Source organism: Achromobacter sp. NFACC18-2 (assembly GCF_900108985.1).
GTDB lineage: Bacteria > Pseudomonadota > Gammaproteobacteria > Burkholderiales > Burkholderiaceae_B > Achromobacter.
The window spans coordinates 128,262-153,614 of record NZ_FNYM01000007.1; the positions used below are offsets into that span (position 1 = coordinate 128,262).

At 65.4% G+C, this 25,353-nt stretch carries 24 protein-coding genes; 8 read left to right on the top strand and 16 right to left on the bottom strand.

Annotated elements, in window-relative coordinates; genetic code table 11:
* Positions 1–60: 60 nt before the first annotated feature.
* From glyA to tyrS, 3 genes are all read right to left on the bottom strand, one after another.
* Positions 61–1,311, bottom strand: coding sequence for a serine hydroxymethyltransferase (gene glyA, locus BMW75_RS12850; RefSeq protein ID WP_092579770.1), 1,251 nt, complete (start codon positions 1,309–1,311; stop codon positions 61–63).
* A 300-nt stretch (positions 1,312–1,611) separates the two neighbouring features.
* On the bottom strand, positions 1,612–2,265 hold the full coding sequence (locus BMW75_RS12855; protein ID WP_092579772.1) for a YbhB/YbcL family Raf kinase inhibitor-like protein: 654 nt from the start codon (positions 2,263–2,265) through the stop codon (positions 1,612–1,614).
* A 72-nt stretch (positions 2,266–2,337) separates the two neighbouring features.
* Complete coding sequence (tyrS, locus tag BMW75_RS12860; RefSeq protein ID WP_092579774.1) at positions 2,338–3,567, bottom strand: tyrosine--tRNA ligase; 1,230 nt, start codon at positions 3,565–3,567, stop codon at positions 2,338–2,340.
* Between the two features lie 258 nt (positions 3,568–3,825).
* Here tyrS and BMW75_RS12865 point away from each other — a divergent pair, with 258 nt between their 5' ends.
* Both BMW75_RS12865 and BMW75_RS12870 read left to right on the top strand, forming a co-directional pair.
* Positions 3,826–5,235: a M23 family metallopeptidase gene (locus tag BMW75_RS12865; protein ID WP_092579776.1), complete on the top strand. Its 1,410-nt coding sequence runs from the start codon at positions 3,826–3,828 to the stop codon at positions 5,233–5,235.
* A 152-nt stretch (positions 5,236–5,387) separates the two neighbouring features.
* A complete protein-coding gene (locus BMW75_RS12870) occupies positions 5,388–6,521 on the top strand; it encodes an anhydro-N-acetylmuramic acid kinase (protein WP_256381722.1) in 1,134 nt (377 codons plus the stop codon).
* Between the two features lie 84 nt (positions 6,522–6,605).
* Here BMW75_RS12870 and erpA read toward each other — a convergent pair whose 3' ends face one another.
* The 12 genes from erpA to pmbA form a co-directional block, all read right to left on the bottom strand.
* Complete coding sequence (gene erpA / locus BMW75_RS12875) at positions 6,606–6,977, bottom strand: iron-sulfur cluster insertion protein ErpA (RefSeq protein WP_006226695.1); 372 nt, start codon at positions 6,975–6,977, stop codon at positions 6,606–6,608.
* An 86-nt stretch (positions 6,978–7,063) separates the two neighbouring features.
* Positions 7,064–7,813, bottom strand: coding sequence for a DUF6776 family protein (locus tag BMW75_RS12880; RefSeq protein WP_092580026.1), 750 nt, complete (start codon positions 7,811–7,813; stop codon positions 7,064–7,066).
* 42 nt (positions 7,814–7,855) lie between these two features.
* Positions 7,856–8,920, bottom strand: a complete 1,065-nt coding sequence (gene argC / locus BMW75_RS12885) for an N-acetyl-gamma-glutamyl-phosphate reductase (protein WP_076518766.1) — start codon at positions 8,918–8,920, stop codon at positions 7,856–7,858.
* 196 nt (positions 8,921–9,116) lie between these two features.
* Positions 9,117–9,509 carry a 30S ribosomal protein S9 gene (gene rpsI / locus BMW75_RS12890; protein ID WP_008163098.1) on the bottom strand — a complete coding sequence of 131 codons (393 nt, stop codon included), beginning with the start codon at positions 9,507–9,509 and terminating at the stop codon, positions 9,117–9,119.
* A 9-nt stretch (positions 9,510–9,518) separates the two neighbouring features.
* On the bottom strand, positions 9,519–9,947 hold the full coding sequence (rplM, locus tag BMW75_RS12895; protein ID WP_008163100.1) for a 50S ribosomal protein L13: 429 nt from the start codon (positions 9,945–9,947) through the stop codon (positions 9,519–9,521).
* Positions 9,948–10,238: 291 nt separating this feature from the next.
* Positions 10,239–10,949, bottom strand: a complete 711-nt coding sequence (locus BMW75_RS12900; protein ID WP_076518764.1) for an ABC transporter ATP-binding protein — start codon at positions 10,947–10,949, stop codon at positions 10,239–10,241.
* The gene (locus tag BMW75_RS12905; protein WP_092579778.1) at positions 10,946–11,734 is read right to left on the bottom strand and encodes an ABC transporter ATP-binding protein; all 789 of its coding nucleotides are present in this window, start codon (positions 11,732–11,734) and stop codon (positions 10,946–10,948) included. The genes BMW75_RS12900 and BMW75_RS12905 overlap by 4 nt, the downstream gene beginning before the upstream one ends.
* Positions 11,727–12,602, bottom strand: coding sequence for a branched-chain amino acid ABC transporter permease (locus tag BMW75_RS12910; protein WP_092579780.1), 876 nt, complete (start codon positions 12,600–12,602; stop codon positions 11,727–11,729). Before BMW75_RS12910 ends, BMW75_RS12905 begins: the two co-directional genes overlap by 8 nt.
* Before the next feature lie 3 nt (positions 12,603–12,605).
* Positions 12,606–13,487, bottom strand: coding sequence for a branched-chain amino acid ABC transporter permease (locus tag BMW75_RS12915; protein ID WP_076518761.1), 882 nt, complete (start codon positions 13,485–13,487; stop codon positions 12,606–12,608).
* A 167-nt stretch (positions 13,488–13,654) separates the two neighbouring features.
* Positions 13,655–14,809, bottom strand: a complete 1,155-nt coding sequence (locus tag BMW75_RS12920; RefSeq protein ID WP_076518760.1) for an ABC transporter substrate-binding protein — start codon at positions 14,807–14,809, stop codon at positions 13,655–13,657.
* A 254-nt stretch (positions 14,810–15,063) separates the two neighbouring features.
* A complete protein-coding gene (locus BMW75_RS12925) occupies positions 15,064–16,158 on the bottom strand; it encodes a type 2 periplasmic-binding domain-containing protein (RefSeq protein ID WP_092579782.1) in 1,095 nt (364 codons plus the stop codon).
* A gap of 189 nt (positions 16,159–16,347) precedes the next feature.
* The gene (gene pmbA / locus BMW75_RS12930) at positions 16,348–17,712 is read right to left on the bottom strand and encodes a metalloprotease PmbA (RefSeq protein WP_092579784.1); all 1,365 of its coding nucleotides are present in this window, start codon (positions 17,710–17,712) and stop codon (positions 16,348–16,350) included.
* 58 nt (positions 17,713–17,770) lie between these two features.
* Between pmbA and yjgA the strand changes: the two genes are divergently transcribed.
* The 6 genes from yjgA (at position 17,771) to BMW75_RS12960 (ending at position 22,794) form a co-directional block, all read left to right on the top strand.
* A complete protein-coding gene (gene yjgA / locus BMW75_RS12935) occupies positions 17,771–18,322 on the top strand; it encodes a ribosome biogenesis factor YjgA (protein WP_092579786.1) in 552 nt (183 codons plus the stop codon).
* Between the two features lie 19 nt (positions 18,323–18,341).
* On the top strand, positions 18,342–19,019 hold the full coding sequence (locus tag BMW75_RS12940; protein ID WP_092579788.1) for an alpha/beta hydrolase: 678 nt from the start codon (positions 18,342–18,344) through the stop codon (positions 19,017–19,019).
* Positions 19,020–19,432: 413 nt separating this feature from the next.
* Positions 19,433–20,437 (top strand): ABC transporter substrate-binding protein, encoded by a 1,005-nt coding sequence (locus BMW75_RS12945; protein ID WP_092579790.1) that lies wholly within the window; start codon positions 19,433–19,435, stop codon positions 20,435–20,437.
* The gene (locus BMW75_RS12950) at positions 20,437–21,252 is read left to right on the top strand and encodes an ABC transporter ATP-binding protein (protein WP_076518754.1); all 816 of its coding nucleotides are present in this window, start codon (positions 20,437–20,439) and stop codon (positions 21,250–21,252) included. Before BMW75_RS12945 ends, BMW75_RS12950 begins: the two co-directional genes overlap by 1 nt.
* A gap of 3 nt (positions 21,253–21,255) precedes the next feature.
* The gene (locus BMW75_RS12955) at positions 21,256–22,092 is read left to right on the top strand and encodes an ABC transporter permease (RefSeq protein WP_076518753.1); all 837 of its coding nucleotides are present in this window, start codon (positions 21,256–21,258) and stop codon (positions 22,090–22,092) included.
* Positions 22,093–22,101: 9 nt separating this feature from the next.
* Positions 22,102–22,794 (top strand): cysteine hydrolase family protein, encoded by a 693-nt coding sequence (locus BMW75_RS12960; protein WP_092579792.1) that lies wholly within the window; start codon positions 22,102–22,104, stop codon positions 22,792–22,794.
* Positions 22,795–22,815: 21 nt separating this feature from the next.
* Here BMW75_RS12960 and BMW75_RS12965 read toward each other — a convergent pair whose 3' ends face one another.
* Positions 22,816–25,257, bottom strand: coding sequence for a bifunctional acetate--CoA ligase family protein/GNAT family N-acetyltransferase (locus tag BMW75_RS12965; RefSeq protein WP_092579794.1), 2,442 nt, complete (start codon positions 25,255–25,257; stop codon positions 22,816–22,818).
* Between the last annotated feature and the right edge of the window lie 96 nt (positions 25,258–25,353).

A 25,353-nucleotide genomic window follows, 5' to 3' on the forward strand; every position in this document is an offset into this window, starting at 1 on the left:
CGGGGCCGTCCCTCTTCCTTCTGTAACCCGGGGTGTGCGAGCGCCGCCCGCGCCCGCGGATTACTTCTTGCCGTACACCGGCAGGCGCGAGGTCAGTTCATTGACCTTGACGCGCACGGCAGCGATGTTGGCCTCGTCGCGCGGGTTGTCCAGCACGTCGGCGATCAGGTTGGCGGTCAGCTCGGCATCGGCTTCGGTGAAGCCGCGGGTGGTCATGGCCGGCGTGCCCAGGCGGATGCCGCTGGTCACGAAGGGCTTTTCCGGGTCGTTCGGGATGGCGTTCTTGTTGACCGTGATGTGGGCCTGGCCCAGCACCGCTTCGGCTTCCTTGCCCGTGATGCCCTTGGAACGCAGGTCCACCAGCATGACGTGGCTTTCCGTGCGGCCGGAGACGATGCGCAGGCCGCGCTTGACCAGCGTGTCGGCCAGCACCTTGGCGTTCTTGACGACTTGCTGCGCGTAGTCCTTGAACTCGGGTTCCAGCGCTTCCTTGAACGCCACGGCCTTGCCGGCGATGACGTGCATCAGCGGACCGCCCTGGATGCCCGGGAAGATCGCCGAATTGATGATCTTCTCGTGTTCGGCCTTCATCATGATGACGCCGCCGCGCGGGCCGCGCAGCGACTTGTGCGTGGTCGAGGTGACGAAATCGGCGTGCGGAACCGGGTTGGGGTAGGCGCCGCCGGCGACCAGGCCCGCGTAGTGGGCGATGTCGACCATGAACAGCGCGCCGTTTTCACGGGCGATGCGCGCCATGCGCTCGAAGTCGATGTGCAGGGCATAGGCCGACGCGCCCGCCACGATCAGCTTGGGCTTGTGTTCCTTGGCCAGTTGCTCGACCTGGTCGTAGTTCAGGACTTCGTTTTCGTCCAGGCCGTACGAGATGAAGTTGTACAGCTTGCCCGAGGCGTTGACCGACGCGCCGTGCGTCAGGTGACCACCTTCGGCCAGGCTCATGCCCAGCACGGTGTCGCCCGGCTTGAGGACGGCCATGTACACGCCCTGGTTCGCCTGCGAACCCGAGTTGGGCTGCACGTTGGCGGCTTCGGCGCCGAAGATCTGCTTCAGGCGGTCGATGGCCAGCTGTTCGACCACGTCCACGTATTCGCAACCCCCGTAGTAGCGCTTGCCCGGGTAGCCTTCGGCGTACTTGTTCGTGAGCTGCGTGCCCTGGGCTTCCATGACGGCCGGGCTGGCGTAGTTCTCCGAAGCGATCAGCTCGATGTGCTGTTCCTGGCGCTGGTCTTCCTTCTGGATGGCGGCCCAAACGTCCGGGTCAGCCTTGGACAAGGTGAGGTTGCGGTCAAACATGACGGGGGTTTCCTGAGGCGGTATGAAATGAGAAAACGGCGTCGGGTGGGTAAACCCGGAGATTGCTGTGTAGTTTACCCCGTCGCGCGGAATCAAATGCCGCCAAAATTGCGGGATCTTGGCCAAATTGCCCCGGACGGGCGCGAAAACCACGCCATCCCGGCAGGCCCGGAAACGCCCCTCATGACGACTTGAGAAAGTTTCATGCAAAGGCTGCCCGCGCCGGCCTTGCCCCGCGCCGCGGACGCCGGAAATGAAAAAGGGCCGCACCAGGCGGCCCTGCGTACATGCCCGTCGATGTCACGCCGACGTGGCCCCGATTTGCTTGGGCGCCAGCCGGGGATTGAGCGTATAGGTCCCCGTCAGCGACGCCTGCGCCAGCATGTGCTTCTGGATGGCGCGCAGCGCGTCTTCGCCGGTGAAGGAACCCTGCAGGTTCAGGCTGGGCACGTCCAGCGCATACAGCGTGAAGATGTAGCGATGGACCAGGGCGTCGTTCCAGGGCGGGCATGGGCCGTCATAGCCGAAATACTCGCCGCTCATGTCGTGGTCGTTGGCGAACCATGACGAATAGGAGTTGATGCCCTGCCGCGCGTCCATGGGCGCCAGGGGGCCGCCCTTGCCGCGCGGGGTGATGCCGTTGGAGAACGCGCCTTCGTCGATCTCGCGCAGGTCGGCGGGCAGGTCCACCAGCACCCAGTGGAAGAAATCGACGCGGGGCAGGTCGGCAGGCACTTCGCGGCCTTCCTGGTTGACGTCGTCGGGGCGCGAAGGCACGTCGGGATCATGGCAGAGCAAGGCAAACGACTGCGTGCCGTCCGGAACGTTGTCCCAGGAAAACTGCGGATTGAAGTTGTCTGCCAGCGCGACGTGCGATTGCGCATCGATCCTGCCGAATGCATAGCGCTCGGGAATCGACTCGTGATCGGAAAATGACAAACTCGAAAGTTCCATGTCGTGCTCCTATAAGTGCCGCAAAGGGCGCCCAGGCCCTGTGTGTACCTTCAGCGTATCAAAACTTCGCTATTACGGGTTCAACTTAACACGCGCGAACTTGCGCTTGCCCACCTGAACGACGTAAGTCCCGGCCGGCAATTGCAACGATTTGTCTTCCACGCGATCGCCATTGACGCGGACCCCGCCCTGCTCCACGTTGCGCTGGGCCTCCGAGCCGGATGCGACCAGGCCGGCCTCGCGCAGCAGCTTCAGAATGCCCACCGGCGCGCCGCCGAGGTTGACCTCGGGGATGTCCTCGGGGATGGCGCCGTCCCGGAAACGCGCCTCGAACGAGGCCAGCGCATCGTCCGCCGCCTTGGCGGAATGAAAGCGCGCGATGATCTCCTGCGCCAGCATGACCTTCGCATCGCGCGGATTGCGGCCGCCGTCGATTTCCTGCTTGAGCGCGGCGATGTCCTCCAGCGAGCGGAAGGACAACAGTTCGAAGTAACGCCACATCAGCGTGTCGGAAATCGACATGAGCTTGCCGAACATGGAATCGGGCGACTCCGAAATGCCGATGTAGTTGCCCTTGGACTTGGACATTTTCTCTACGCCGTCCGTGCCGACGAGCAGCGGCATCGTCAGGATGCACTGCGGCTCCTGTCCATATTCTTTTTGCAGTTCCCGGCCCACCAGCAGGTTGAACTTCTGATCGGTGCCCCCCAGCTCCAGATCGGACTTCAGCGCGACCGAGTCATAGCCCTGCATCAGCGGATACAGGAATTCATGCACCGAAATGGGGATGCCGCCCTTGAACCGCTTGGTGAAGTCCTCGCGCTCCATCATGCGGGCCACCGTATAGCGGGAGGCGAGCTGGATCAGCCCGCGCGCGCCCAGGGGATCGCACCACTCGGAGTTGTATCGGATCTCGGTGCGGGCCGGATCCAGCACCAGGCTGGCCTGCGCGTAATAGGTCTTGGCGTTTTCTTCGATCTGCTCGCGCGTGAGCGGCGGGCGCGTGCTGTTGCGGCCACTGGGGTCGCCGATGGTGGAGGTGAAATCGCCGATCAGGAAGATGACGTTATGCCCCAGGTCCTGGAGCTGGCGCATCTTGTTCAGCACCACCGTGTGTCCCAGGTGGATGTCCGGCGCGGTGGGGTCCAGCCCGAGCTTGATGCGCAGGGGCACGCCCGTGGCGCGGCTCTTGGCCAGCTTGCGCGCAAACTCGGACTCGACCAGCAGTTCATCGCAGCCGCGCTTGGCTATACGCAGATCGGCTTCGACTTCAGGAGTGATGGGGGCTTCGGTGGGTGACATGACAGGGGGACCAATGCGGCTTCAGCCGACAAAAAGGTGTAAAAAGTGACGAAAACTATCGAAAATTCTAGCCGAATCGGCTAGGATACCGGCCTAATCATACGCAACTGTCATATATACGCAGTTGCGTTCGCTCTACCATCTATTGTTCACAAGATGCGCATCCGCGCCAGCCCTTGCTCCGGAATCCGTTGCACGCCAGGGCCGTTCGTGTCACGCACCCTGCGAGCTCAAGCCACCTGAGAGGGTATTTTCACGATGAATCGTGGCCTCCACGAACTGGCGAGTGGCCTCAAGCGCAAAGTCGCTGCCGTATTTGCGCCCGTCGAGCCCAAGCCCCATCGCTCGGGACTTTTCCGCCGCACTCTTCTCGTCACCGCAATTGGTCTTTTCGCTGGCGCCGCCGCTCTCGGCATGGTGCAGCATCCCGACCGCACCGAACTCCCTCCCTCGCGCGTCATCCAGAGCATTCTGCCGCTGACCGCCGAGCAAGTCGAAGTCAGCAGCCCCAGCGCCGCCCCCTACATCAGCGAAACCCGCATCCGTCCGGGCGACACGCTGTCGGCCGTGCTGCAGCGCCTGGAGCTGGACGCGCCCAACCTGCAGTCCTTCCTGACGCACGACGCCAGCGCCCGCAGCATCTACAAGCTGTATCCGGGCCGCTCGGTGCAGGCTGCCACGGACGAACAGGGCAACCTGATCTGGCTGCGCTACATCCACACGCCCGGCAATGAATCCGACGGGCAGGTCGTGACGCGCATGCTGCACGTCGCGCCGGCCGGCGACAGCTACAAGGCCGAGGAAATCACGGAAAGCACCGATCGCCAGACCCGCGTGGCCGTCGGCACCATCAAGTCCTCGCTCTTCGGCGCCACGGACTCGGCCGGCATCCCGGACTCGGTCACCATGCAGATGGCCGACATCCTGAGCGCCAAGATCGACTTCCTGCGCGACCTGCGCCAGGGCGACCAGTTCCGCGTCGTCTATGAAGTGCGTTCCCATGACGGCCGCTACGCCGGCGCGGGCCGCGTGCTGGCCCTGGAGTTCATCAACGGCGGCAAGACCTACAACGCCGTCTGGTTCAGCCCAGACGACAAGACCGGTTCCTACTACGACTTCGACGGCACCAGCCTGCGTGGCGCGTTCCTGCGCACCGCCCTGAAGTTCAGCCGGATCAGCTCGACCTTCGGCATGCGCATGCATCCCATCCACAAGACCTGGACGGGACACAAGGGCGTGGATTACGCCGCCCCCTCCGGCACCCCGATCCACTCCACCGCCGACGGCACGGTCGAATTCTCGGGCTGGCAGAACGGCTACGGCAACGTGGTCATCATCAAGCACCACGGCAAGTATTCGACGCTGTACGCGCACCAGAGCCGCATCGCCCAGGGCATCACCAAGGGCGCGAAGGTCTCGCAGGGTCAGTTGCTGGGTTATGTCGGATCCACCGGCTGGGCCACGGGGCCGCACCTGCACTACGAATTCCGCGTGGACAATCAGCCCATCGATCCGCTGTCCGTGGACCTGCCGGTAGCCCGCGCACTCGAACCCGCGGAAGTCCGCGCGTTCAACGACGCCGTGGGGCCGTACAAGCAGCAGATCCTGTTGCTGACGCAATTCCAGCAGACGCTGCCCGACGCATTGACCAACGTGGCCAGCCGCTAAGGCTGGCCCAGGCAGCAATCCAGCACAGGGCGGTCCGCACGTTGCAGGGCGGACCGTTCAAGCAGTCAAGCCCTTGACGGGCACCAGGCCCGCGCGACGGGCGCGGCGGCGGCGCGACATGCGCTGGCCGCCTTTTTTATTTCGAGGCGCCCGTGAAAGACATCAAGCCTTTGCAGCACGACACCGGCACGCTCTTCATCGGATTGATGTCGGGAACCAGCGTCGACGGCGTCGACGGCGTGCTGGCCCGACTGACGCAGGGAGGGCCGCCGCAGGTGCTGGCCAGCGCCAGCCTGCCCATGCCCGAGAATCTGCGCCGCGAGTTGCTGGTTCTCAATACTTCCGGGGACGACGAGCTGGCCCGCGCCGCGCTCGCGGCCAATGCGCTGGTCCGGGTGTACGCGCAGGCGGTGTCGGCCCTGCTCAAGGATGCGAATGTCGCCGCGCACGACGTGACCGCCATCGGCGCGCACGGCCAGACCGTCCGGCATCGCCCCGACCTCGGCTACACGCTGCAGCTCAACGCGCCAGCGCTGCTGGCCGAGTTGACCGGCATCGACGTGGTGGCGGACTTCCGCAGCCGCGACCTGGCCGCGGGCGGCCAAGGCGCGCCCCTGGTCCCGCCCTTTCACGCGGCCGTGTTCGGCAGCGACCACGGGCGCGCCGTGCTGAACCTGGGGGGCATTGCCAACGTCACGCTGCTGGTGCCCGGACAACCCCCGCGCGGCTTCGATACCGGCCCTGCCAACGTGTTCCTGGATGGCTGGTGCCAGCGCCACCTGGGTCGGCCCTATGACGCGGGCGGCCGCTGGGCCGCGAGGGGCCAGGTGGTGGCGCCCCTGCTCGAGCAGCTCATCGCGAGCGAGCCCTGGTTCGCCCTGCCCCCGCCCAAGTCCACAGGCCGGGATCTCTTCAATATGAAATGGCTGGACGCACGCCTGGCTGCGTTCGACGGGCCGGCTCCCGCCCCTCAGGACGTCCAGGCCACCTTGCAGCGCCTGACCGCGAGGACAGTCGCCAATGCCATCGACGCGGCCGCCGCAGGCACGCAGGAAGTGTTCGTGTGCGGCGGCGGGGCCTACAACGCGGGACTGATGCAGGAACTGGCTTACTGCCTGCAACGCCCGGTGCAGGCGACCGACGCCCTGGGCGTGCCGGCCCAGCAGGTGGAAGCGCTGGCGTTCGCGTGGCTGGCGCAGGCGTTCGTCACGGGCCAGCCCGCGGGCCTGCCCAGCGTGACGGGCGCGCGCGGTGCGAGGCTGCTGGGCGCGCTGTATCCCGCCTGACACTCCGCCACCGGCGGCAATGCCGCGCCTCAAACAAAAAACCCTTCGGCAAGCCGAAGGGTTTTTGTCTTTCGTGCCCGGCGATTACACCGAAAACGAAGAACCGCAGCCGCAGGTGGTGCTGGCGTTGGGATTGCGGATGACGAACTGCGCGCCTTCCAGGTCTTCCTTGTAATCGATCTCGGCGCCGACCAGGTATTGGAAGCTCATCGGGTCAACGAGCAACTGGACGCCAGCCTTGTCCAGCACGGTGTCGTCTTCGTTCACGACTTCGTCGAACGTGAAACCGTACTGGAAGCCGGAACAGCCCCCACCCTGCACGAACACGCGCAGCTTGAGCTCGGGGTTGCCTTCTTCGGCCAACAGGTCTTTCACTTTGGCGGCAGCCGAGTCGGTAAACACCAGGGGCACAGGCGGCGCGGCCTGCAGGTCGACGGTTTCGGTCACTGCATTCATGGTTCACTCCTGGCCGATACGGCCATATTTCAGTGAGCGGCGTCGCCGCTCGTATAGTGTCACTATAGCGCAGGGCTTGACCAGACTCAAAGTTCCAGTTTGACGCTGCGGGTGGCGCGGACGGTTTCGCCCTCGAGGACGCTGACGGTGACGCTTTCGGGGACAAATCCGTCGGGCACGGCCAGGAGACCCTGGCTGCGCTGATATTGGTCGAACTGCAGGGCCAGCGACGCCGCCGCGAGGTTCTCGCCCGTCGAGGCGACGGGCCCTGTCTCGGCCCTGACCTGCATGGGCGCCAAATCCACCGTGACGGTTTCGCCCTTGAGCACACCGGTTGCCTGGAACCGCAACGCGCCCGCGAAAGGCGTGGCGCCATTGCGGCCGCTGCGCATCAGCAGCACTTTGTAGCGCAGGCCACCGCCCTCGCGATCGATCTGCACGCCGCGGATGTCCACGGAGCCCTCAGGGCCGGGCGGCAGCAGTTGCTCGTAGAACGCAAGCTGGTCACGCACGCGGCCGACCTCGGCCTGCGCAGCGCGGAGCTGGGTTTCGAGCTCTTGGCGGGCCGACCGCTCGATGACGAGTTCGCCATCGGCGGTATCCAGCTGCCCCCGGATGTAGCGCAGCTGCGTGGCCTGTTGGCGCATGGCTTCGTCCTGCGCCTCGGCCTGCTGGGCGCTGATGACGATGGCGTCCTGCGGACGATAGAGCGCTCGCGCATGGAAGAATCCCGCGGCGCCTCCCAGCAACGCGCCCAGCAGCAGCATCGCGACCAGGCGCGCAAAGGCGCCATGCGTGGTACGCGGCTGGGGACGGGCGGAAGGATCTACGGACATGAAGCGCAAAGAAGGCGGCCAGCCACGCCGGCCGCCGGGGCCTTACGGCAGGATGGCGACCTGGTCCAGGCCGACTGTTTCGGGGATGCCGAACATCAGGTTCATGTTCTGCACGGCCTGGCCGGCGGCGCCCTTGACCAGGTTGTCCTGCACCACCATGACGATCAGCAGGTCGCCGTTGCCCGGGCGGCTGAGCGCGATGCGCAGGTTGTTCGAGCCGCGCACCGAACGCGTTTCGGGGTGGCTGCCGGCAGGCATGACGTCGACGAAAGGTTCATCCGCATAGCGGGCCTCGAACAAGGCCTGGAAGTCGGTATCGCGGGCTTCAGGCTGGATGCGGGCATAGATGGTGGAAAACATGCCGCGGATCATCGGCACCAGATGCGGCACGAACGTCAGCCCCACCTTGCCGCCGGCCAGCTTTTCAAGCTGCGCGGTGATTTCGGGGTGGTGGCGATGGCCAGCCACGCCGTAGGCCTTGAAGTTGTCGGACGCTTCGGAGAACAGCGAACCGACCTCTGCCTTGCGGCCGGCGCCCGAGACACCCGACTTGCAGTCGGCGATGAGGGTTTGCGCATCGACGAGCGCCTTGCCGCCTTCGAGCAAGGGCGCCAGACCCAGGAGCACCGTGGTCGGGTAGCAGCCGGGGTTGCCGATGACGCGCGCCTTGGAGATGGCTTCGCGGTTCAGCTCGACCAGGCCATATTGCGATTCGGCCAGGATGTCAGGGCAGGTGTGGGGGATCTTGTACCAGCGTTCGAACGTGGGAATGTCCTGCAGGCGGAAGTCGGCAGCCAGGTCGATGACGCGGGTGCCCGCGGCGATCAGTTCCTGGGCTTGCGCCATGGCCACCCCGTGAGGCGTGGCGAAGAATACGACATCGCAGTCGGTCAACGAGGCCTTTTCCGGGGCGGAGAAGGCAAGCTTCACACGGCCGCGCAGGTTGGGATACATGTCGGCGACGGGCAGGCCGTCTTCCTTGCGGGACGTGATGGCAGTCAGTTCCACGTTGGGATGCTGCGACAGCAAACGCAGCAGTTCGACGCCGGTATAGCCGGTGCCGCCGACGATGCCAACCTTGATGCGGGTGTTCGATGCTTGGGCCATGATGAATGCTCTTCGGAGAACGAATAACGATTGTATCGCTCGGGAAACAGGGTATTGCACCGGCGTGCCTGAATTGGCACTGCAATCCATTTTTCCGACCGGGCGGGTCGCGCGGAGTTCCGCGCAGGGCCGGCAGCGACAGGACATGGCCGGCCCAAAAACAAAAAGCCCGCCGAAGCGGGCTTTTTGCAGGGCATTAACGCTTGCTGAACTGCTTGCGACGACGCGCCTTGCGGAAGCCGACCTTCTTACGTTCGACTTCACGGGCATCGCGGGTCACGAAGCCAGCTTGCGACAGCGACGGCTTCAGCGTGGCGTCGTAATCGATCAGGGCACGCGTGATGCCGTGACGGATCGCGCCGGCCTGGCCGGTTTCACCGCCGCCGTGCACGTTGACCTTGATGTCGAACGATTCCAGATGGCCGGTCAGTTCCAGCGGCTGGCGCACGACCATGCGGCCGGTTTCACGAGCGAAGAACTCGTCGACGGGCTTGCCGTTGACGACGATCTTGCCAGTGCCCTTCTTGATGAAAACGCGAGCCACCGAAGTTTTGCGACGGCCGGTTCCGTAATTCCAGTTACCGATCATGGCGTTTCCTTAGATATCCAGCGTCTTGGGCTGCTGGGCGGTGTGCGGGTGCTCGGCACCAGCATAGACCTTCAGCTTCTTGATCATGGCGTAGCCCAGAGGACCCTTGGGCAGCATGCCCTTGACGGCCTTCTGAATGGCACGGCCGGGAAAACGCTCTTGCATTTTCTCGAAGTTCGTTTCACGGATACCGCCCGGGTACGTCGTGTGGCGGAAGTACTTCTTGTCCTTCGCCTTGGCGCCGGTAACGACGATATCGGACGCGTTGATGATGACGATGTAGTCACCGGTATCAACGTGAGGCGTGAATTCAGGTTTGTGCTTGCCACGCAGACGACGTGCGACTTCGCTGGCCACACGACCGAGGACTTTGCCCTTGGCGTCGATCACAAACCAGTCACGTTGGACTTCATGCGGCTTGGCCACAAAGGTCTTCATGATGGTTCCTAAGAATAAAAATGTGCTCTGGCCGGAACATCCTGCCAGTGTTCTTTCCCAAACTAGGCTGCATATACAAATGCGCATATACAAATGCAATGCCAGCCCTTAATCGCCCCCCGCCTAAGCGTTATGAATCCGCCCGTGCAAAGGTCAAAATGAGGGAAAGCCTGAAATTCTAACACGGTTGCTCAAAAATTGGGCAAGCGGAAAGAATCCAAGCGGCTTGCGGGTGACCGCCGCCGGGCGGCCACCGCGAAGTTGATAGGGGGACACAAGGCCCCCTGCCCGTCACGCGCCCAGGTAGGCTTCCAGGACGCGGGGGTGTCCCAGCAGCTCGCGGCCGGTGCCGGTCAGCGCCATGGCGCCGTTTTCCAGCACGTAGCCATGTTGCGCGATCTTGAGCGCCTGGCGCACGTTCTGCTCGACCAGGAACAGCGTGAGGCCGTCGGCGTTGATGGCGCGCAGCGAGCGGAAGATTTCCTGGACGACGATCGGCGCCAGGCCCATCGACGGTTCGTCCAGCAGCAAGAGGCGCGGCTTGGCCATCAGGGCGCGGCCGATGGCCAGCATCTGCTGTTCGCCGCCCGACAGGTTGCCGGCCATGCCGTTGATGCGCTCTTTCAGGCGCGGGAACAGGTTGAACACGTATTCCAGGTCGGTGGCGACGTTTTTCAGGCCGCGGCGGTAGGCGCCCAGTTCCAGGTTTTCCAGCACCGTCATGGTGGTGAGGATCGCCCGGCCCTCGGGCACCTGCACGATGCCGCGCGCGACCAGTTGGTTCGGCGCCAGGTTGGTGACGTCTTCGCCCTCGAAGAGGATGCGGCCGCGCGCCTTGGGCAGCAGGCCCGACAGCGCGAGCAGCGTGGTCGACTTGCCGGCGCCGTTGGCGCCGACCAGGGCGGTGATTTCGTTGGCGTTCAGGTCCAGGTCGATGCCGCGCACGGCTTCGATATGGCCGTAGTTGACCTCGAGCCCGCGGACTTCCAGCATGGCGCTCATTTTGCGGCCTCCGCTTGTTCGGTGTCTTCGTCGTCTTCGCGGCCCAGGTAGGCCTCGATGACCTGCTCATTGTTGCGGATGTCCTCGGGACCGCCGCAGGCGATGATCTTGCCGAAGTTCAGCACCGCGATGCGTTCGCACAAGCCCATGACGAAGCGCATGTCGTGTTCGATCATGAGGATCGTGTAGCCGCGGTCGCGGATCGCCAGGATTTCGCGCATGAGTTCGGCGCGTTCGCCGGTGTTCATGCCGGCGACGGGCTCGTCCAGCAGCAGCAGCTTGGGCTCGGTGGCCAGCGCGCGCGCCAGCTCCAGGCGGCGCTGTTCGCCGTAGGACAGGTTGTCCGCCAAGTCGTTGGCCTTGTGATCCAGGCGCATCCACGTCAGCAGCTCGTGGGCGCGCTCGCGGGCGCGCTGCTCGTGCTCGCGAAAGCCGGGCAGGCCCAGCAGCAGGCTGGGGAAACCGTAGTTCATGTGGCGGTAGGCGCCCACGACGACGTTTTCCAGCAGCGTCATCTCCTTGAAGAGACGGATGTTCTGGAAGGTGCGGGCAATGCCCATGCGCGTGATGCTGTGCGGCTTCTTGCGCAGCACGCTTTCGCCCTGGAACGTGATGGTGCCGCCGCTGGGCGGCAACAGCCCGGTGATCAGGTTGAACACCGTGGTCTTGCCGGCGCCGTTGGGGCCGATCAGGCCGAAGATCGCGCCTTCGGGCACGGACAGGCTGACGTCATGCAGCACATGCAGACCGCCAAAGCTCTTGGAAACGGAAGACAGCTCAAGCATGGCGCTTCCCTCCCTGGCGTCCTTGACGCGTCCAGCGCTTGAAACGCGCCGGATCCCAGATGCCTTGCGGCAGGAACAACACAATCACCACCAGGATCACTCCATTCGCGACCAGGCGCAGATCCGCGAATCCGCGCAGCAATTCGGGCAGCACCGTAATGATGAAGCTGCCCAGCACGGGGCCGGCCAGGCCGCCGATGCCGCCCAGGATCGCCATCGTCAGGATTTCGACGCCGCGGTCGAATCCGTATTCGTTGGGACCAATAAAGAAAGTCAGGTGCGCATTCAGCGCGCCGGCCAGGCCGGCGATCATCGCGCCGGCCACGAAGGCCAGCATCTTGTTGGCGCGCACGTCGATGCCCATCATGCCGGCTGCCGTTTCGTCGCCACGGATGGCGTCAAAGGAACGGCCGATCTTGGACGCGCGCACGCGCCACAGCACGAACAGCACGATGATCACGGCCAGCAGCACATGCCACCACTGCGTCAACTGCGGAATGCCGTTCAAGCCCAGCGCGCCGCCGGTGATGGACTCGGTGTTCAGAATGGTCACGCGGACCACTTCACCGAAGCCCAGCGTCGCCATGGCCAGATAGACACCGGATAGCCGCAGGGTCGGCAGGCCGATCAGGGCCGCCACCAGCGCGGGCGCGGCCATGCCGCCGGCCAGCGCCACCGCGAACGGCGCGTCGTAGTTCATGGTGAGCAGCGCGGCGGCGTACGCCCCGATGCCCATGAAGGCGGCATTGGCCATGGCCAGCATGCCGCAGGCCAGCGTCAGCCAGATGGAGAGGGCCAGCAGTGCGTTGGTGCCGAGGGTGAGCACCAGGTTGCCGTAAATGGCCCAGAAATTTTCGAATCCGCTCATACCTTAAGCCTTGCGTTGAACCACTTTGCCGAACAGACCTTGCGGGCGCACCAGCAGGATCAGGAACAGCAGGCCGAAAGCCACCGCGTCGCGCATGGTGGAGCCGATGTAAGCCACGGAGAGCACCTCGGCAAAGCCCAGGAACAGACCGCCCAGCATGGCGCCGCGGATGTCTCCCATGCCGCCCAGGATGATGACCGCGATGCCCTTGTGCAGCATCGGCTGGCCCATCAGGGGGAAGAGCGCGTTCGAGTACAGCCCGATCAGCACGCCGGCCACGCCGCCCAGGGCGGCCGCGGCAAACGAGGTGGTGATGAAGAGCTTTTCGACGTTGATGCCCAGCAGCCAGGCGGCCTTGGGCGATTCAGCGATGGCGCGCAGGGCGCGGCCGAATTGCGTGCGGCGCATGACATACATCAGCACGGCCATCAGCGCGAACGACAGGAAGATGATCCCCAGCTCGATGACGGTCAGGTGCAGGCCCGCGACCTCGATGACTTCCTCGGGCACGGTGCCATGCGGGAAGCGCAGGTTGCTCGCGCCGAAGATGCCTTGGGCGCCGTTATTCAGGATGATGCCCACGCCAATGGTGGCGATCATGGGAATCAGGTGGGGCGCGTTGCGCTTGCGCAGCGGCTTGAGCACCAGGTAGTCGATGATGACCCCGGTAAAGCCGGCGACGAAGAACGCGACCATCAGCGCAGCCCACAGCGGCAGGCTGAACTGCTCGACCACGACCAGTGCTGCGTAGGCGCCAACCATGAACACGGCGCCATGCGCCAGGTTGATCACCCCGAGCACGCCGAAGATCAGCGTGAAGCCGAGCGCGAACAGTGCATACACACAGCCCAGCGACAAGGCATTGACGAATTGTTGTTCGAACATGATGGGACTTTCCAGATCTGATAGGGCCCCCTCGCCGTGCCCACAGCGAGGTCTTTCTGCTTTCGGGGAAGCTGTTTACTTGCGACGGCCCTGCGATAAAAAGCGCCTTGCAGGCGGCCGGGAGGCCGTCCGCAAGGCGCATCCCCCCGCGCGGGGATGCGTACTGCTTACTTCTCGATGACGTACTTGCCGTCTTTGGTCACGCTGACGATCGGCGCCTGGTCGGCGTCGTAGCCGGCGGGCTTGCCGGCGCGGTCGGTGGCCTGGCGGAACTTGAACGGGCCGGTGGCGCCGGTCCAGGTCACGGACGGCAGGGCGTCGCGCAGGGCTGCGCGGTCCTTGGTCAGTTCGCCGGAGATCTTGGTGTTCTTCAGCGCCTGGGCGACGATGTACATGGCGTCATAGGACTGCGCCGCGAACTGGTCGGGAGCGTTGGTGAACTTGGCCTTGTAGGCGTCGATGAACTTGACGTTCTCGGGGGCCTTGTTCTCGATCGACCACGGGCTGCCGATCCACAGATTGTTCGACGCGCCGCCGGGGGCCAGGTCGAAGATCTTGACCGAGTTCATGCCGTTGCCGCCGATGACCGGCACGTTCAGGCCGAGCTGGCGGGCCTGGACCATGATCGGGGCGCCTTCGGCCAGCAGTGCGGACAGCACGATGGCGTCGGGGTTGGTGCCCTTGATCTTGGTGAGCTGGGCCTTGAAGTCCACGTCGCCCTTAGCGAACGTTTCAGTCGTGGTGACCGGGATCTTCTGGTCTGCCAGGGCCTTCTTGAAGTTGTCGTAGCCGCTCTTGGTGAACACGTCGTCGTTGCCGTACAGCACGGCCACGTTCTTCAGACCGGTCTTGGCCTTGACGGTGGAGATGGTGGCGGGCAGCACGTCGGCTTCGGTGACCGAGTTGCGGAACACGAAGTTGCCGATGGAGGTGATGCCGTCGGCGGTGTTGGAGGTGCCGAAGACGACCGTCTTGGCGGCCTGCGCGATCGGATCGGCGGCCTGGGCCGAGTTCGACAGCGTGGGACCGAAGACCATCAGGACCTGATCCTTGAAGATCAGCTTCTTGAAGACGTTGATGGCTTCTTCTTTCTTGCCTTGTTCGTCCTCGACCACGAGCACGATCTTGTTGCCGTTGATGCCGCCGGCGGCGTTGATCTCGTCGGCCGCGAGCTGGAAGCCGTTGCGGATCGAGACGCCGTACTGGGCAGCGCCGCCGGACAGGGCTTCCGCCACGCCCAGCTTGATGTCGGCAGCGTGGGCAGCCGGGATGACACCGGCAGCGATCAGCGCGGCCAGCAGCTTTTTGGTCTTGGATTGCATGGTTGTTACCACCTTAAAGTCTGTCTCGGAATATTGGTAATCCGGGCTGATGTAATCCTGCCGGATTGACGTCTATGCCGCCTAAAGGCCGCAAGTTTGCGCGTCAAGACCCGGGATATTACTCCTTTGTATCAGGCCGAAACTCGAATGCCGTTCAACAAAAGCCTATAAACCGCCCATTTTTTTGTAAAAAACGTGTGGTTACTAGCAAAAACCCTATTGCTCACCGAATGCCATTCGGCACCGGCTTCCTCCTAACTCCTGGCCGACAGCGCCACGCCCAGATACTGGCCATAAGCGTTCTCGGTCAGGCGAAACCACGGCATCTCGCTGTCGCGAAAGCCCATGTAACTATCGTGCATTGCCTTGAATCCGGGGTCTTTGGCGCCCAAATCCTTGTACACCTGCTGCGTGGCCTCGAACGCCGCGTCCATGATCGAACGCGGAAAAGCGCGCACCTGGGCGCCACTTGCCGTCAATTGGGCCAGCGCCGGCGGGTTCAGCGCGTCGTACCGGGCGGTCGCTGCCGCGTGCGCGGCCAGGGCCGCGGCCTGCACCACGGCCTGGTAATGCTTGGGAAGCTCGTTCCAGGCCGTTTCATTGATATAGAGCGATAGCTGTTCACCGCCCGCCCACCAGCCGGGTGCGTAGTAATACTTAGCTACCTTATTCAAACCGAGTTTGGCGTCGTCGTAAGCGCCCGCCCCCGCCACGGCCTGCAGGCCGTCTTTTTCAAACGCCTCGGCCAGCTTGGCCGCATCCGCCTGCTGCGGCGCGACGCCCAGGCGGGCCAGCACGTCGGCGGCCAGGCCGTCGACCTGCATCTTCAGGTCTTTCAGGTCGCCGGTGCGTTTGATTTCCCGGGTGTACCAGCCGCCCATCTGCGCGCCGGTGTTGCCCAAGGGGAAATTGATGATTTTTTCGGGTTTGAAGAGCTCGCGCGTTAGCCGCAGGCCCTCGCCATCGCTCATCCAGGCGTTCATCTGGCGCGCATTCAGCCCGAAGGGTACGGCCGCATCGAAGCAGAAGGCGGCATTCTTGGCGTAATAGCGGCGCGAGGACACATGGCCGCATTCCACCTTGCCGGTGGAGACGGCCTGCATCAGGTCGGCCGCGGCGACGACCTCGCCGTCGGGGAAATGGCGGATATTGAATCTGCCGCCCGTGGTTTCGGCGACGAACTTGCAGAAATTCTCGGCCGCCCCCACGCGCAGATCGAGGGCAGCGGGAAACCCGGAGGAAAGGCGCCAGCTCACCGACGGCATGTCCTGCGCCAGCGCGGGCGTGCTGACGGCGGCGCCGGCGACGGCGCCCAGGCCGGCGCGCTTCAAGAATGAACGTCGTTGCATCACTTTGCTCCTTTACACCGACAACTGGGACTTCGAGCAATACCCGCCGGATATTACACGCTGGCCATGGCCGGGACGGCTAGAGGAAATCCCGAGCCGGTAAGGGATTGCAAGGGGGAGTGCAAAGTGGATGGCCGGGCGGACTGCAAAGCCCGTGGGCGGCGCATTGCGCGCCGCCCACGCACGGGATCAGGTCCCGGCGATGGCCATCTGCTCGATGAGGATGGAGCCGGTGGTCTTGGTGCCGCGCGAGATGGTGTCCGCGCCCACCGCGACGATCTGCTGGAACATGTCGGCCAGGTTGCCGGCGATGGTGACTTCCTGGACCGCGTGCTGGATCTGGCCGTTTTCGACCCAGTAGCCGAACGCGCCGCGCGAGTAGTCGCCCGTGACGTAGTTGACGCCCTGCCCGATCAGCTCGGTGACGAGAAAACCCGTGCCCAGCTTCTTGAGCATGGCTTCGAAATCGTCGCCGCGGCGCGTCTGCGTCGAGCTGAAGACCAGGTTGTGCGAGCCGCCGGCGTTGCCGGTGGTGGCCATGCCCAGCTTGCGTGCCGTGTAGGACGACAGGAAATAGCCTTCCAGGACGCCCGCCGACACCACGTTGCGGCGGCGCGTGCGCACGCCTTCGTCGTCGAAGGGCGAACTGCCCATGGCGCCGCGGATGTGCGGGTCTTCGACCAGGTTGATGTGCTTGGGGAAGATGGGCTTGCCCAGCGAATCAACCAGGAAGCTCGCCTTGCGGTACAGGGCGCCGCCGTTGACGGCCTGCGTCAGCGCGCCGACCAGGCCCAGCGCCAGCGGCGCCTCGAACAGGACGGGGAACTTGCCGGTGCGCACGCGGCGGGCCGACAGGCGCGACAGCGTGCGTTCGGCGGCATAGCGGCCGATGGCCTCGGGCGAGGCCAGCTTGGCGGGATCGCGTTCCGACGAATACCAGTAGTCGCGCTGCATGCCGTTGCCACGCCCGGCGATGGGCGCCACGGACAGGCTGTGGCGCGAATACGGATAGCCGCCCAGGAAGCCGCGCGTGTTGCCCATCACGAACTGGCCTTCGTAGGTGCCGACGCTGGCGCCGTCGGTATTGGTGATGCGCGGATCGACCTCGCGTGCGGCGCGCTCGGCCCGCAGCGCCAGCTCGGCGGCTTCCTCGGTGGTGACGGTCCAGGCGCGGTGCAGGTCCAGGTCGGGGAATTCGGTGGCCAGCTGGTCGGCGTCGGGCAGGCCGGCGGCCGGATCGGCGGCGGTATGGCGGGCGATGTGCCAGGCGGCTTCGACCGTCTGGCGCAGCGCGGCCTCGGAGAAGTCGGAGGTCGAAGCGGAGCCGCGGCTCTGGCCCGCGTAGACCGTCAGGTCCAGCGAGCGGTCGCGCGTCTGCTCTACGGTTTCGATGTCGTTCTTGCGTACCGAGACGGACAGTCCCAGGCTTTCGGATACTTCCGCCGCGGCGTCGGAGGCGCCGATCTGGCGCGCGTAGGCCAGGGTTTGCTCGACGAGTTCGGAAAAACGCGCGTGATTCGCCGCCAGCGGCAAGGATGAGGAGGTTTTAACCATTGCAGTCCAATTTGCAGAGACGGTTATCATAGCCAAGTCTGTCATTGCGCAGTTTTCCATGAATTCCCATCCCCAAGAAGATTCCGTCGACGACGGCTACGACGAAAACGGCTACGACCGTCCCAGCAAGTCCCAGGTCAAGCGTGAAATGCACGCCCTGCTGGACCTGGGCAAGCAATTGATCGCCCTGTCGCCCGAACGTCTGAAACAGTTGCCCCTTGAAGAACGCCTGTACGAAGCGATCCGCATGGCGCAGCGCACCACCGGCCGCGAAGGCCTGCGCCGCCAGGTCCACTTCGTGGGCAAGCTGATGCGCGATGCGCCGGCCGACGACATCCGCCGGCAGCTCGACATCTGGGAAAACGGTTCGCGCGAGGAAACCGCCGCCATGCACCGGCTGGAAGCGCTACGCGACCGCCTCCTGGATGACGACGACGCCCTTACCCGCCTCTTGAGCAACAATCCGCAGGCCGACGTGCAGCAATTGCGCACGCTGATCCGGGCCGCCCGCAAGGAAAAGCTCGCCAACGCGTCGCTGCTGCAAGGCCAGGAACCGCAGAAAAAGCACTACCGCGCCCTGTTCCAGGCGCTCAAGACCCTCACCCTCTGATATCCACCGCCGCCCGTCCATGACCGCACCGACCGACCTGCTCGACTGCATCGAAATCGAAACCGCCCCCAATCCCACGCACGCCGTGATCTGGCTGCACGGCCTGGGTGCGGACGGCAACGATTTCGCGCCCATCGTGCCGGAACTGCGCCTGCCCGCCGGACTGGGGGTGCGCTTCGTGTTCCCGAACGCCCCGGTGCAGCGCGTGACCATCAACAACGGCATGGCGATGCGCTCGTGGTACGACATCCTGGTGATGGATCTGGTGCGCGTCGAAGACGCCCAAGGCATCCGCGCCTCGGAAGCCGCCATCCACAAGCTGATCGCGCGTGAAAACGCCCGCGGCATCCCCACGTCGAACATCGTGCTGGCCGGTTTTTCGCAAGGCAGCGCCATGACGCTGCACACCGGCTTGCGCCTGACCGAGAAGCTGGCGGGCATGATGGCGCTGTCGGGCTACCTGCCCCTGGTGGACAGCGTCGAAGCCGAACGCCAGCACGCGAACGATGCGACGCCCATCTTCATGGCGCACGGCCAGTACGACCCGGTGGTGTCGCCCGCGCGCGCCGAGGCGTCCTTGGCCGAATTGAAGCGCCTGGGCTACGACGTGCGCTGGCGCACGTACCCGATGCCCCACTCGGTCTGCGCCGAGGAAGTGGCGGACATTTCGGCATTCCTGAATGACGTGCTGGCCTGACGCGGCACGCGGGATGCAGGACACGGCCTAGGGACGATGGCGGGCGGCGCGCAAGGCGCGGCCCGTGTTCCTGGCCGATGGGCGCGGGGCCCTTCCGCGCCTACGATGGGAGGCGCACCCAGAAACGCTCAAAACCTTATTTTGTATACCAGACGGTATTCCAACCTTGAATTTTCTAGGCATCGGCGACGCGCGTCCATAGAGAAAAACGCCAATCGCAAAATGCTTGTCGCCCGCTTGTCTTGAATATAGTATTCGATCCAAGCCTTACCGGCCTGGGACCTCCCCGTTCGGGCTTCCCCTGTTTTTGCTGTCACGTTGCAGTCGAATCGCAGTCGAGTTGCAGTCGATCCCCCATTGGCCATGTTGCGCCGATTGTCCGGCGTGGCATTCAAGACGCAGGAGAAAGTCCCGTGAAGACCTTGCCCTTGCCCCGCCTGGCAGGCGCGGCGCTGCTCGCGCTGCTTGCCCCCGTGGCCGCCCAGGCCGAAGCCCTGAATCCCCCCGTCAAGGTGCGCTACGAAGAGGTGGTGCGCTCCATCCTGTACGTGCCCAAATACGTCGCGCTGTCGCAGGGCTACTTCAAGGACGCCGGCCTGGACGTGTCCATGAAGACCTCGCAAGGCACCGACAAAGGCATGACCGCCCTGCTGTCGGGCAGCGCGGACATCGTGCTCATCGGGCCGGAAGCGTCCATCTATGTCCAGAACAGCGAATCCCCGGTCAAGCCCAAAATCTTTGCCGGGCTGACCGCCACCGACGGCTTTTTCCTCCTGTCGCGCAAGCCGGTCGACAAGTTCGACTGGTCCATGCTCAAGGGCAAGGAAGTCATCGGCTTTCGTCCCGGCTCCAATCCGATCGTGTTCCTGGAGACGGCGCTGCGCAAGCATGGACTGGATCCCCAGAAGGACGTGAAGCTGCTGAACAACATCGGCATCCCGGCGCGCGCCGGCGCCTGGATGGCGGGCCAGGGCGAATACGGCATCTTCCTTGAGCCCGAGGCCGGCGAACTGGTGCGCAACGGCAAGGGGCACATCGTGGCCTCCGTGGGCCATGAAGTCGGCCAGGTGGACTACACGGTCTTTACCGCCACGGACAAGTACATCCGCGACAACCCCAAGGTGATCCAGGCCTGGACCGACGTGGTGGCGCGCGCGGAAAAATACGTGAAGGACACGCCCGCCGCCACGCTGGCGCCGCAGATCATGACCTTCTTTCCCGGCATGGACCAGGCCGCGGTGACCGAGGCCATCGAGCGCTACAAGCAATACCAGATCTGGAAGACCACGCCGCTGGTGACGGCGCAAGCGATGACGCAGTTGCAGGACATGCTGATCGCCAGCGCGGTCATGAAGGACAGCGCCCGCGTGAAGTACGAGGACGTGGTGATCGCCGACTTTGCCAAGAAGGCGCAATGATGGGAGCCGCCATCCACAACCTCAAGCCGGCGGCCGCCACGGCCAAGATCGAACTGCGCGACGTCTGTCTGTCGTACTTCACGCCCGACGGCGAGACCGAGGCGCTGTCGAACGTGTCCTTCAGCCTGGCGCCGGGCGAATTCGTCAGCCTGATCGGACAAAGCGGCTGCGGCAAGAGCACCCTGCTGTCCCTGATCGCCGGCCTGATTCCGCCCACCTCGGGCGCGGTGCTGGTCGACGGGCAGGCGGTGACCAAGCCGAATGCGCGCATCGGCTACATGCTGCAGCAGGACTACCTCTTCGAATGGCGCACCATCCTGGACAACGTGATGCTGGGCGCGGAGATCCAGGGACGGCGCGACGCGCGCAGCGAGGCCCGCGCCGTGCATCTGCTTGAAAAGTGCGGCCTGGGCGCGTTCCTGTCGCACACGCCGCGCCAGCTTTCCGGCGGGATGCGGCAGCGCGCGGCGCTGGCGCGCACGCTCGTGACCGAGCCCGACGTGATCCTGCTGGACGAACCGTTCTCGGCGCTGGATTCGCAGACGCGGCTAGCGATCTCCGACGAAGTCGTGGACATCCTGCGCCGCGAAGGCAAGACCGTGGTGCTGGTCACGCACGACATCGGCGAGGCCATCGCCATGACGGACCGCGTGATCGTGCTGTCGCGCCGGCCCGGGCGGCTCAAGAGCCAGTACCGCATCCACTACGGCGACGGCCAGGTCCGGCCCACGCCCTTCCAGGCGCGCTCGCGGCCGGAGTTCAACACCTATTTCAAACAGCTCTGGGACGAGCTGGACGTCCACGTGGAGGGCTGAGCCATGAACGCGCCGATTGCCAATACCGTCCCGCTGCGCGCCGTGCCCGGCCCCAGCGAAAAATACCTCGACTACCTGCGCCGCGACCGCGCGCGCCGCCGCAATATCCGGGTGGCCCAAGCATTGCTGCTGGCGGTGTTTCTGTGCGCCTGGGAAATCCTGCCGCGCATGCACGTCCTGAACCCGCTGCTGACCAGCTACCCGAGCGCGCTGTGGCCCACATTCATCGAACTGTGGAACCACGGCAGCCTGGGCAAGCACATCATGACGACGTTGTCCGCCACGCTGGTGGGCTTTGCGCTCAGCATGGCGATCGGCATCGTCGTGGCGGCGGCGCTGTGGTGGTCCGACTTCCTCTACAAGGTGCTGGACCCGTTCCTGGTGGTGGCCAACGCCATGCCCAAGATCGCCTTCGTGCCCATCTTCTACCTCTGGCTGGGCTCGGATTACGCGGTGTACGGCATGGCGGTGGCGATTGCCGTGTTCGTGACCATCATGGTGATTTACGCGGGCTTTCGCGGCATCGACCTGAACAAGGTGAAGCTCGCCCACACCTTTGGCGCGAGCCGCTGGCAGGTGCTGACCAAGGTGGTGCTGCCGGGCAGCGTCCCCACGCTGATCGCCGCCGTCAAGATGAACATCGGCCTGGCGCTGGTGGGCGTCATCGTGGGCGAGTTCCAGTCGGCGGATTCGGGGCTGGGCTTTCTCATCATGAACGGCAGCCAGGTGTTCAAGCTGAACATCGTCATGACGGCCATCGTGATGCTGGCGCTGATCTCCAGCGTCATGTACCTGATCATCTACCGCGTCGAGTCCGCCGTGGCGCGGCGCTACGGCTAAGGAGGCAGCATGGAATTTCCCCAGTGGGTGAAGGATCGCGTCGTGGCCCGCCAGGGCTGCCTGCATCCCTACGACGAACTGCCCGGCGCCCGCACCGCGGTGGTGGTGATCGACATGCAGCAGTACTTCACGTTTCCGGGCTACCAGGGCGAATGCGCCCCGGCGCGCGAGATCATCGACCCCATCAATCGGCTGTGCGCCGCCGTGCGCGACGCGGGCGGGGTCGTGGTGTGGGTGCAGACGGCCTCCGACAACGCGGACGTGTTCTGGTCGCACCATCACGGCGTGATGCTGACGCCCGAGCGCAGCGCCCGCCGCCTGGAGACGCTGCGCCGCGACTCGCCGGGCTTTGCGCTGCATCCGGACCTGCAGGCGCAGGCCGGCGACCTGCGCGTCGTCAAGCGTTTCTACAGCGCAATGGCGCCGGGGTCGTCGGAACTGGAGCCGGTCTTGCGCGGCCTGGGCGTGGACACGCTGCTCGTCGCCGGGACCGTCACCAACGTGTGCTGCGAATCCACGGCGCGCGACGCGATGATGCGGGATTTCCGCACCATCATGGTCGACGACGCGCTGGCCGCGGTGACGCCGGCCGAGCACGAACACGCCCTGCACGGCTGGATGCTGTTCTTTGGCGACGTGCTGACGGTGGAAGAGGCGGCCGCGCGGCTCAAGCCCGCGCAGCCGTCGCGCAAGACCGCCTGAATCTTCTGGCCTGACCGGCGATCAGGCCAGGTTCAGCCAGACCCGGCGCATCGTTGGATCCTCGGGGTCCGGGTCGTTGGTGAAGCCCAGGCGGGTCATCAGCGCCAGCATCGGCCGGTTGGTCGACAGCACCAGTCCGTCGATGTATTCCAGGCCCTGCTCGCGCGCGGCGTCGATCAGCGCCGTCATGAGCTGGCGGCCAAGGCCGCGCCGCTGCCAGTCGTCGCCGATCACGAGCGCGTATTCCGCGCCGCGGCCGTCCGGATTGCGCAGGTAGTGGGCGAACCCGACCAGGACCTCGCGCGGATGGCCGCGATTGGCCGGGTTGGGCACCTGGGTGGCCGCCACCAGGGCAAGTTCCCGGTGATAGTCCACCTGCGTGTAGCGCGACACCATGCGCGGCGTGAGCTCGCGCATCATGGACACGAAGCGCATGTAGCGCGACCGCTCCGACAGGCCCCGGATGAACTCCTGCAGGGCTTCGCCATCTTCGGGGCGGATGGGCCGCAGCACCCAGGGGATGCCGTCGGCGAAGCGGCGCACCTGCACCAGCCGCGCCGGATACGGGTGGATCGCCATGTGCGGATAACCGGCGGTCTGCGGCGATTCGCAGCCGGGGGTCTCGGTCAGCGTCATGCGCAGGCCGCCGGCGCGCAGATGGGTTTCGCCCGCGTAGAGCGGATCGATGTCCAGGGATTCGATGTCGGGCAGTTCCGAGACCAGCTCGGACACCAGCACCAGCGCCTGCTGCAGCGCCTCGGCGGCCATGTGGCCGACCCGCGGCGCCAGCACGCGGCGCCACAGCCGGCTGCGCTCGATGAGCTGGCGCGCCAGGTAGCCGTTGAGCGGCGGCAGGTCCATGGCGCGCTCCGCCAGCGACAGCACGGCGTCCGGCCCGCCCGCGCCGAAGCGGATCACCGGGCCGAATTTCGGATCGCGCCGCACGCGGATCGCCATGGGCCGGGACTCGGGTTCGATGGGCGCCACGCTGGCCGGCGCATCGCTCAGCGGCACATAGAACAGGGCAAGCAGGGTGCGGATTTCGGAGGTGTTCAGTTCGCGCCGGCCGTCGGCGCGCGCGCGCGCGACGATCTCGCGCGCGGCCGCCAGGTCCGGCACGTGGCCCGCGGGCTCGGGCGGCTGCGTCTGCAGCAGCAACTGCTGGTTGTAGTGATGGGACGCCAGCACGCCAAAGGCGTCGGCGGCCGACTCCGGCGTACGGAACGCGGACGTGCCCGCGTCGTCCAGCATGCGCCGCAGCGGACGCATGCCGGCATCGCCCATGAAACAGGTCACCACGGGCTTCTTGGCCGACGGGGCGATCTGCGCCAGTTCGCGCGCCACGGCGGGCATGTCCGCCAGCGCATCGGGCGCCAGCAGCACCAGCACCCCGTCCACGCCGGCATCGTCCAGCACGGCCTCCAGCATGGCGCGGATGCGCTCGGGCGTCATGGGCAGGTAGGTGATGACGGGATTGGCGGTGGCGGCGTCGGGCTCCAGCATCCCGGCCAGCGCACGCTGCGTGGCGGGCGCCAGGTCCGCGCGCAGCACGGCGGCGTCGGGGCCGATCAGGTCCATGGCGAGCTGCGGAGGTCCGCTGCCATTGGAGATCAGCGCCACGCGGCGGCCCTTGGGACGGCGCGTGTAGCCCAGCACCTTCACGGCCGAGAAGAGCTGCACGAAGTAGCGCACGCGCACCGCGCCGGCCCGGCGCAGCGCCGCGTCGAAAATGGCGTCGCTGCTGTCGGCATCGGATCGGCCCGCCTTGAGCACGATGACGGGCTTGATGCTGGCCGCGGCCCGCAGCGTGCTCATGAACTCGCGGGCGGGCCCGACGTCTTCGAGGTAGAGGACGATGCTGTCCGTGCGCGGATCGCTCGCCAGGTAGTCCAGCAGCTTGGGCAGCCCCACCACGGCCTCGTCGCCCAGCGACACGGCGGTGGAAAAGCCGATGTGCACGTCTTCGGCCCAGTCCATGACGGCAGCCATGATGGAGCGCGACTGCGCCACCAGCGCCACGCGGCCGGCGCGCGCCAGCACCGGGTGCTGGCTGAAGTTCAGGCCGGCGTGCGGCCGCTGCGCGCCGAAGGAGCGCGGGCCCAGCAGTTCGCAGCGGTTTTCCTCGGCCCAGGCCCGGCACAGCGCCAGCGTGCCGCGCGGGTACGGGTCGGGCAATTCGTGGGGCAGCAGGATCACCGCGCGGGGCGAAAGCGGCGACAGGCGGCGCAGTGTTTCCGGCAGGACGGCGGGCGATACGCAAACCAGGGCCAGGTCGGGCCGTTCACCCGCGGCCAGCCCCTGCAGGCTCTCCGGCAGATCGGGCGCCGCGCCGGGCTCGACGGCCAGGACCGTGGTCTTCGCCTTCAGGGCGGGAGACAGGGAACTTGCCGCGGGCAGGGGCCTGTCGGCCACGATGACCAGCGAGCCGGGTTCGAACATGGGCGCAAGAGCGTGTCTCAGCATAGGGAGGGCGGCCTGTTCACACTAATCTAAAATACCGTTCATCGTATCAAGACAAGCCCGCTGTCCGCTTGATGAGGACACTGCCCGACGCCGTTT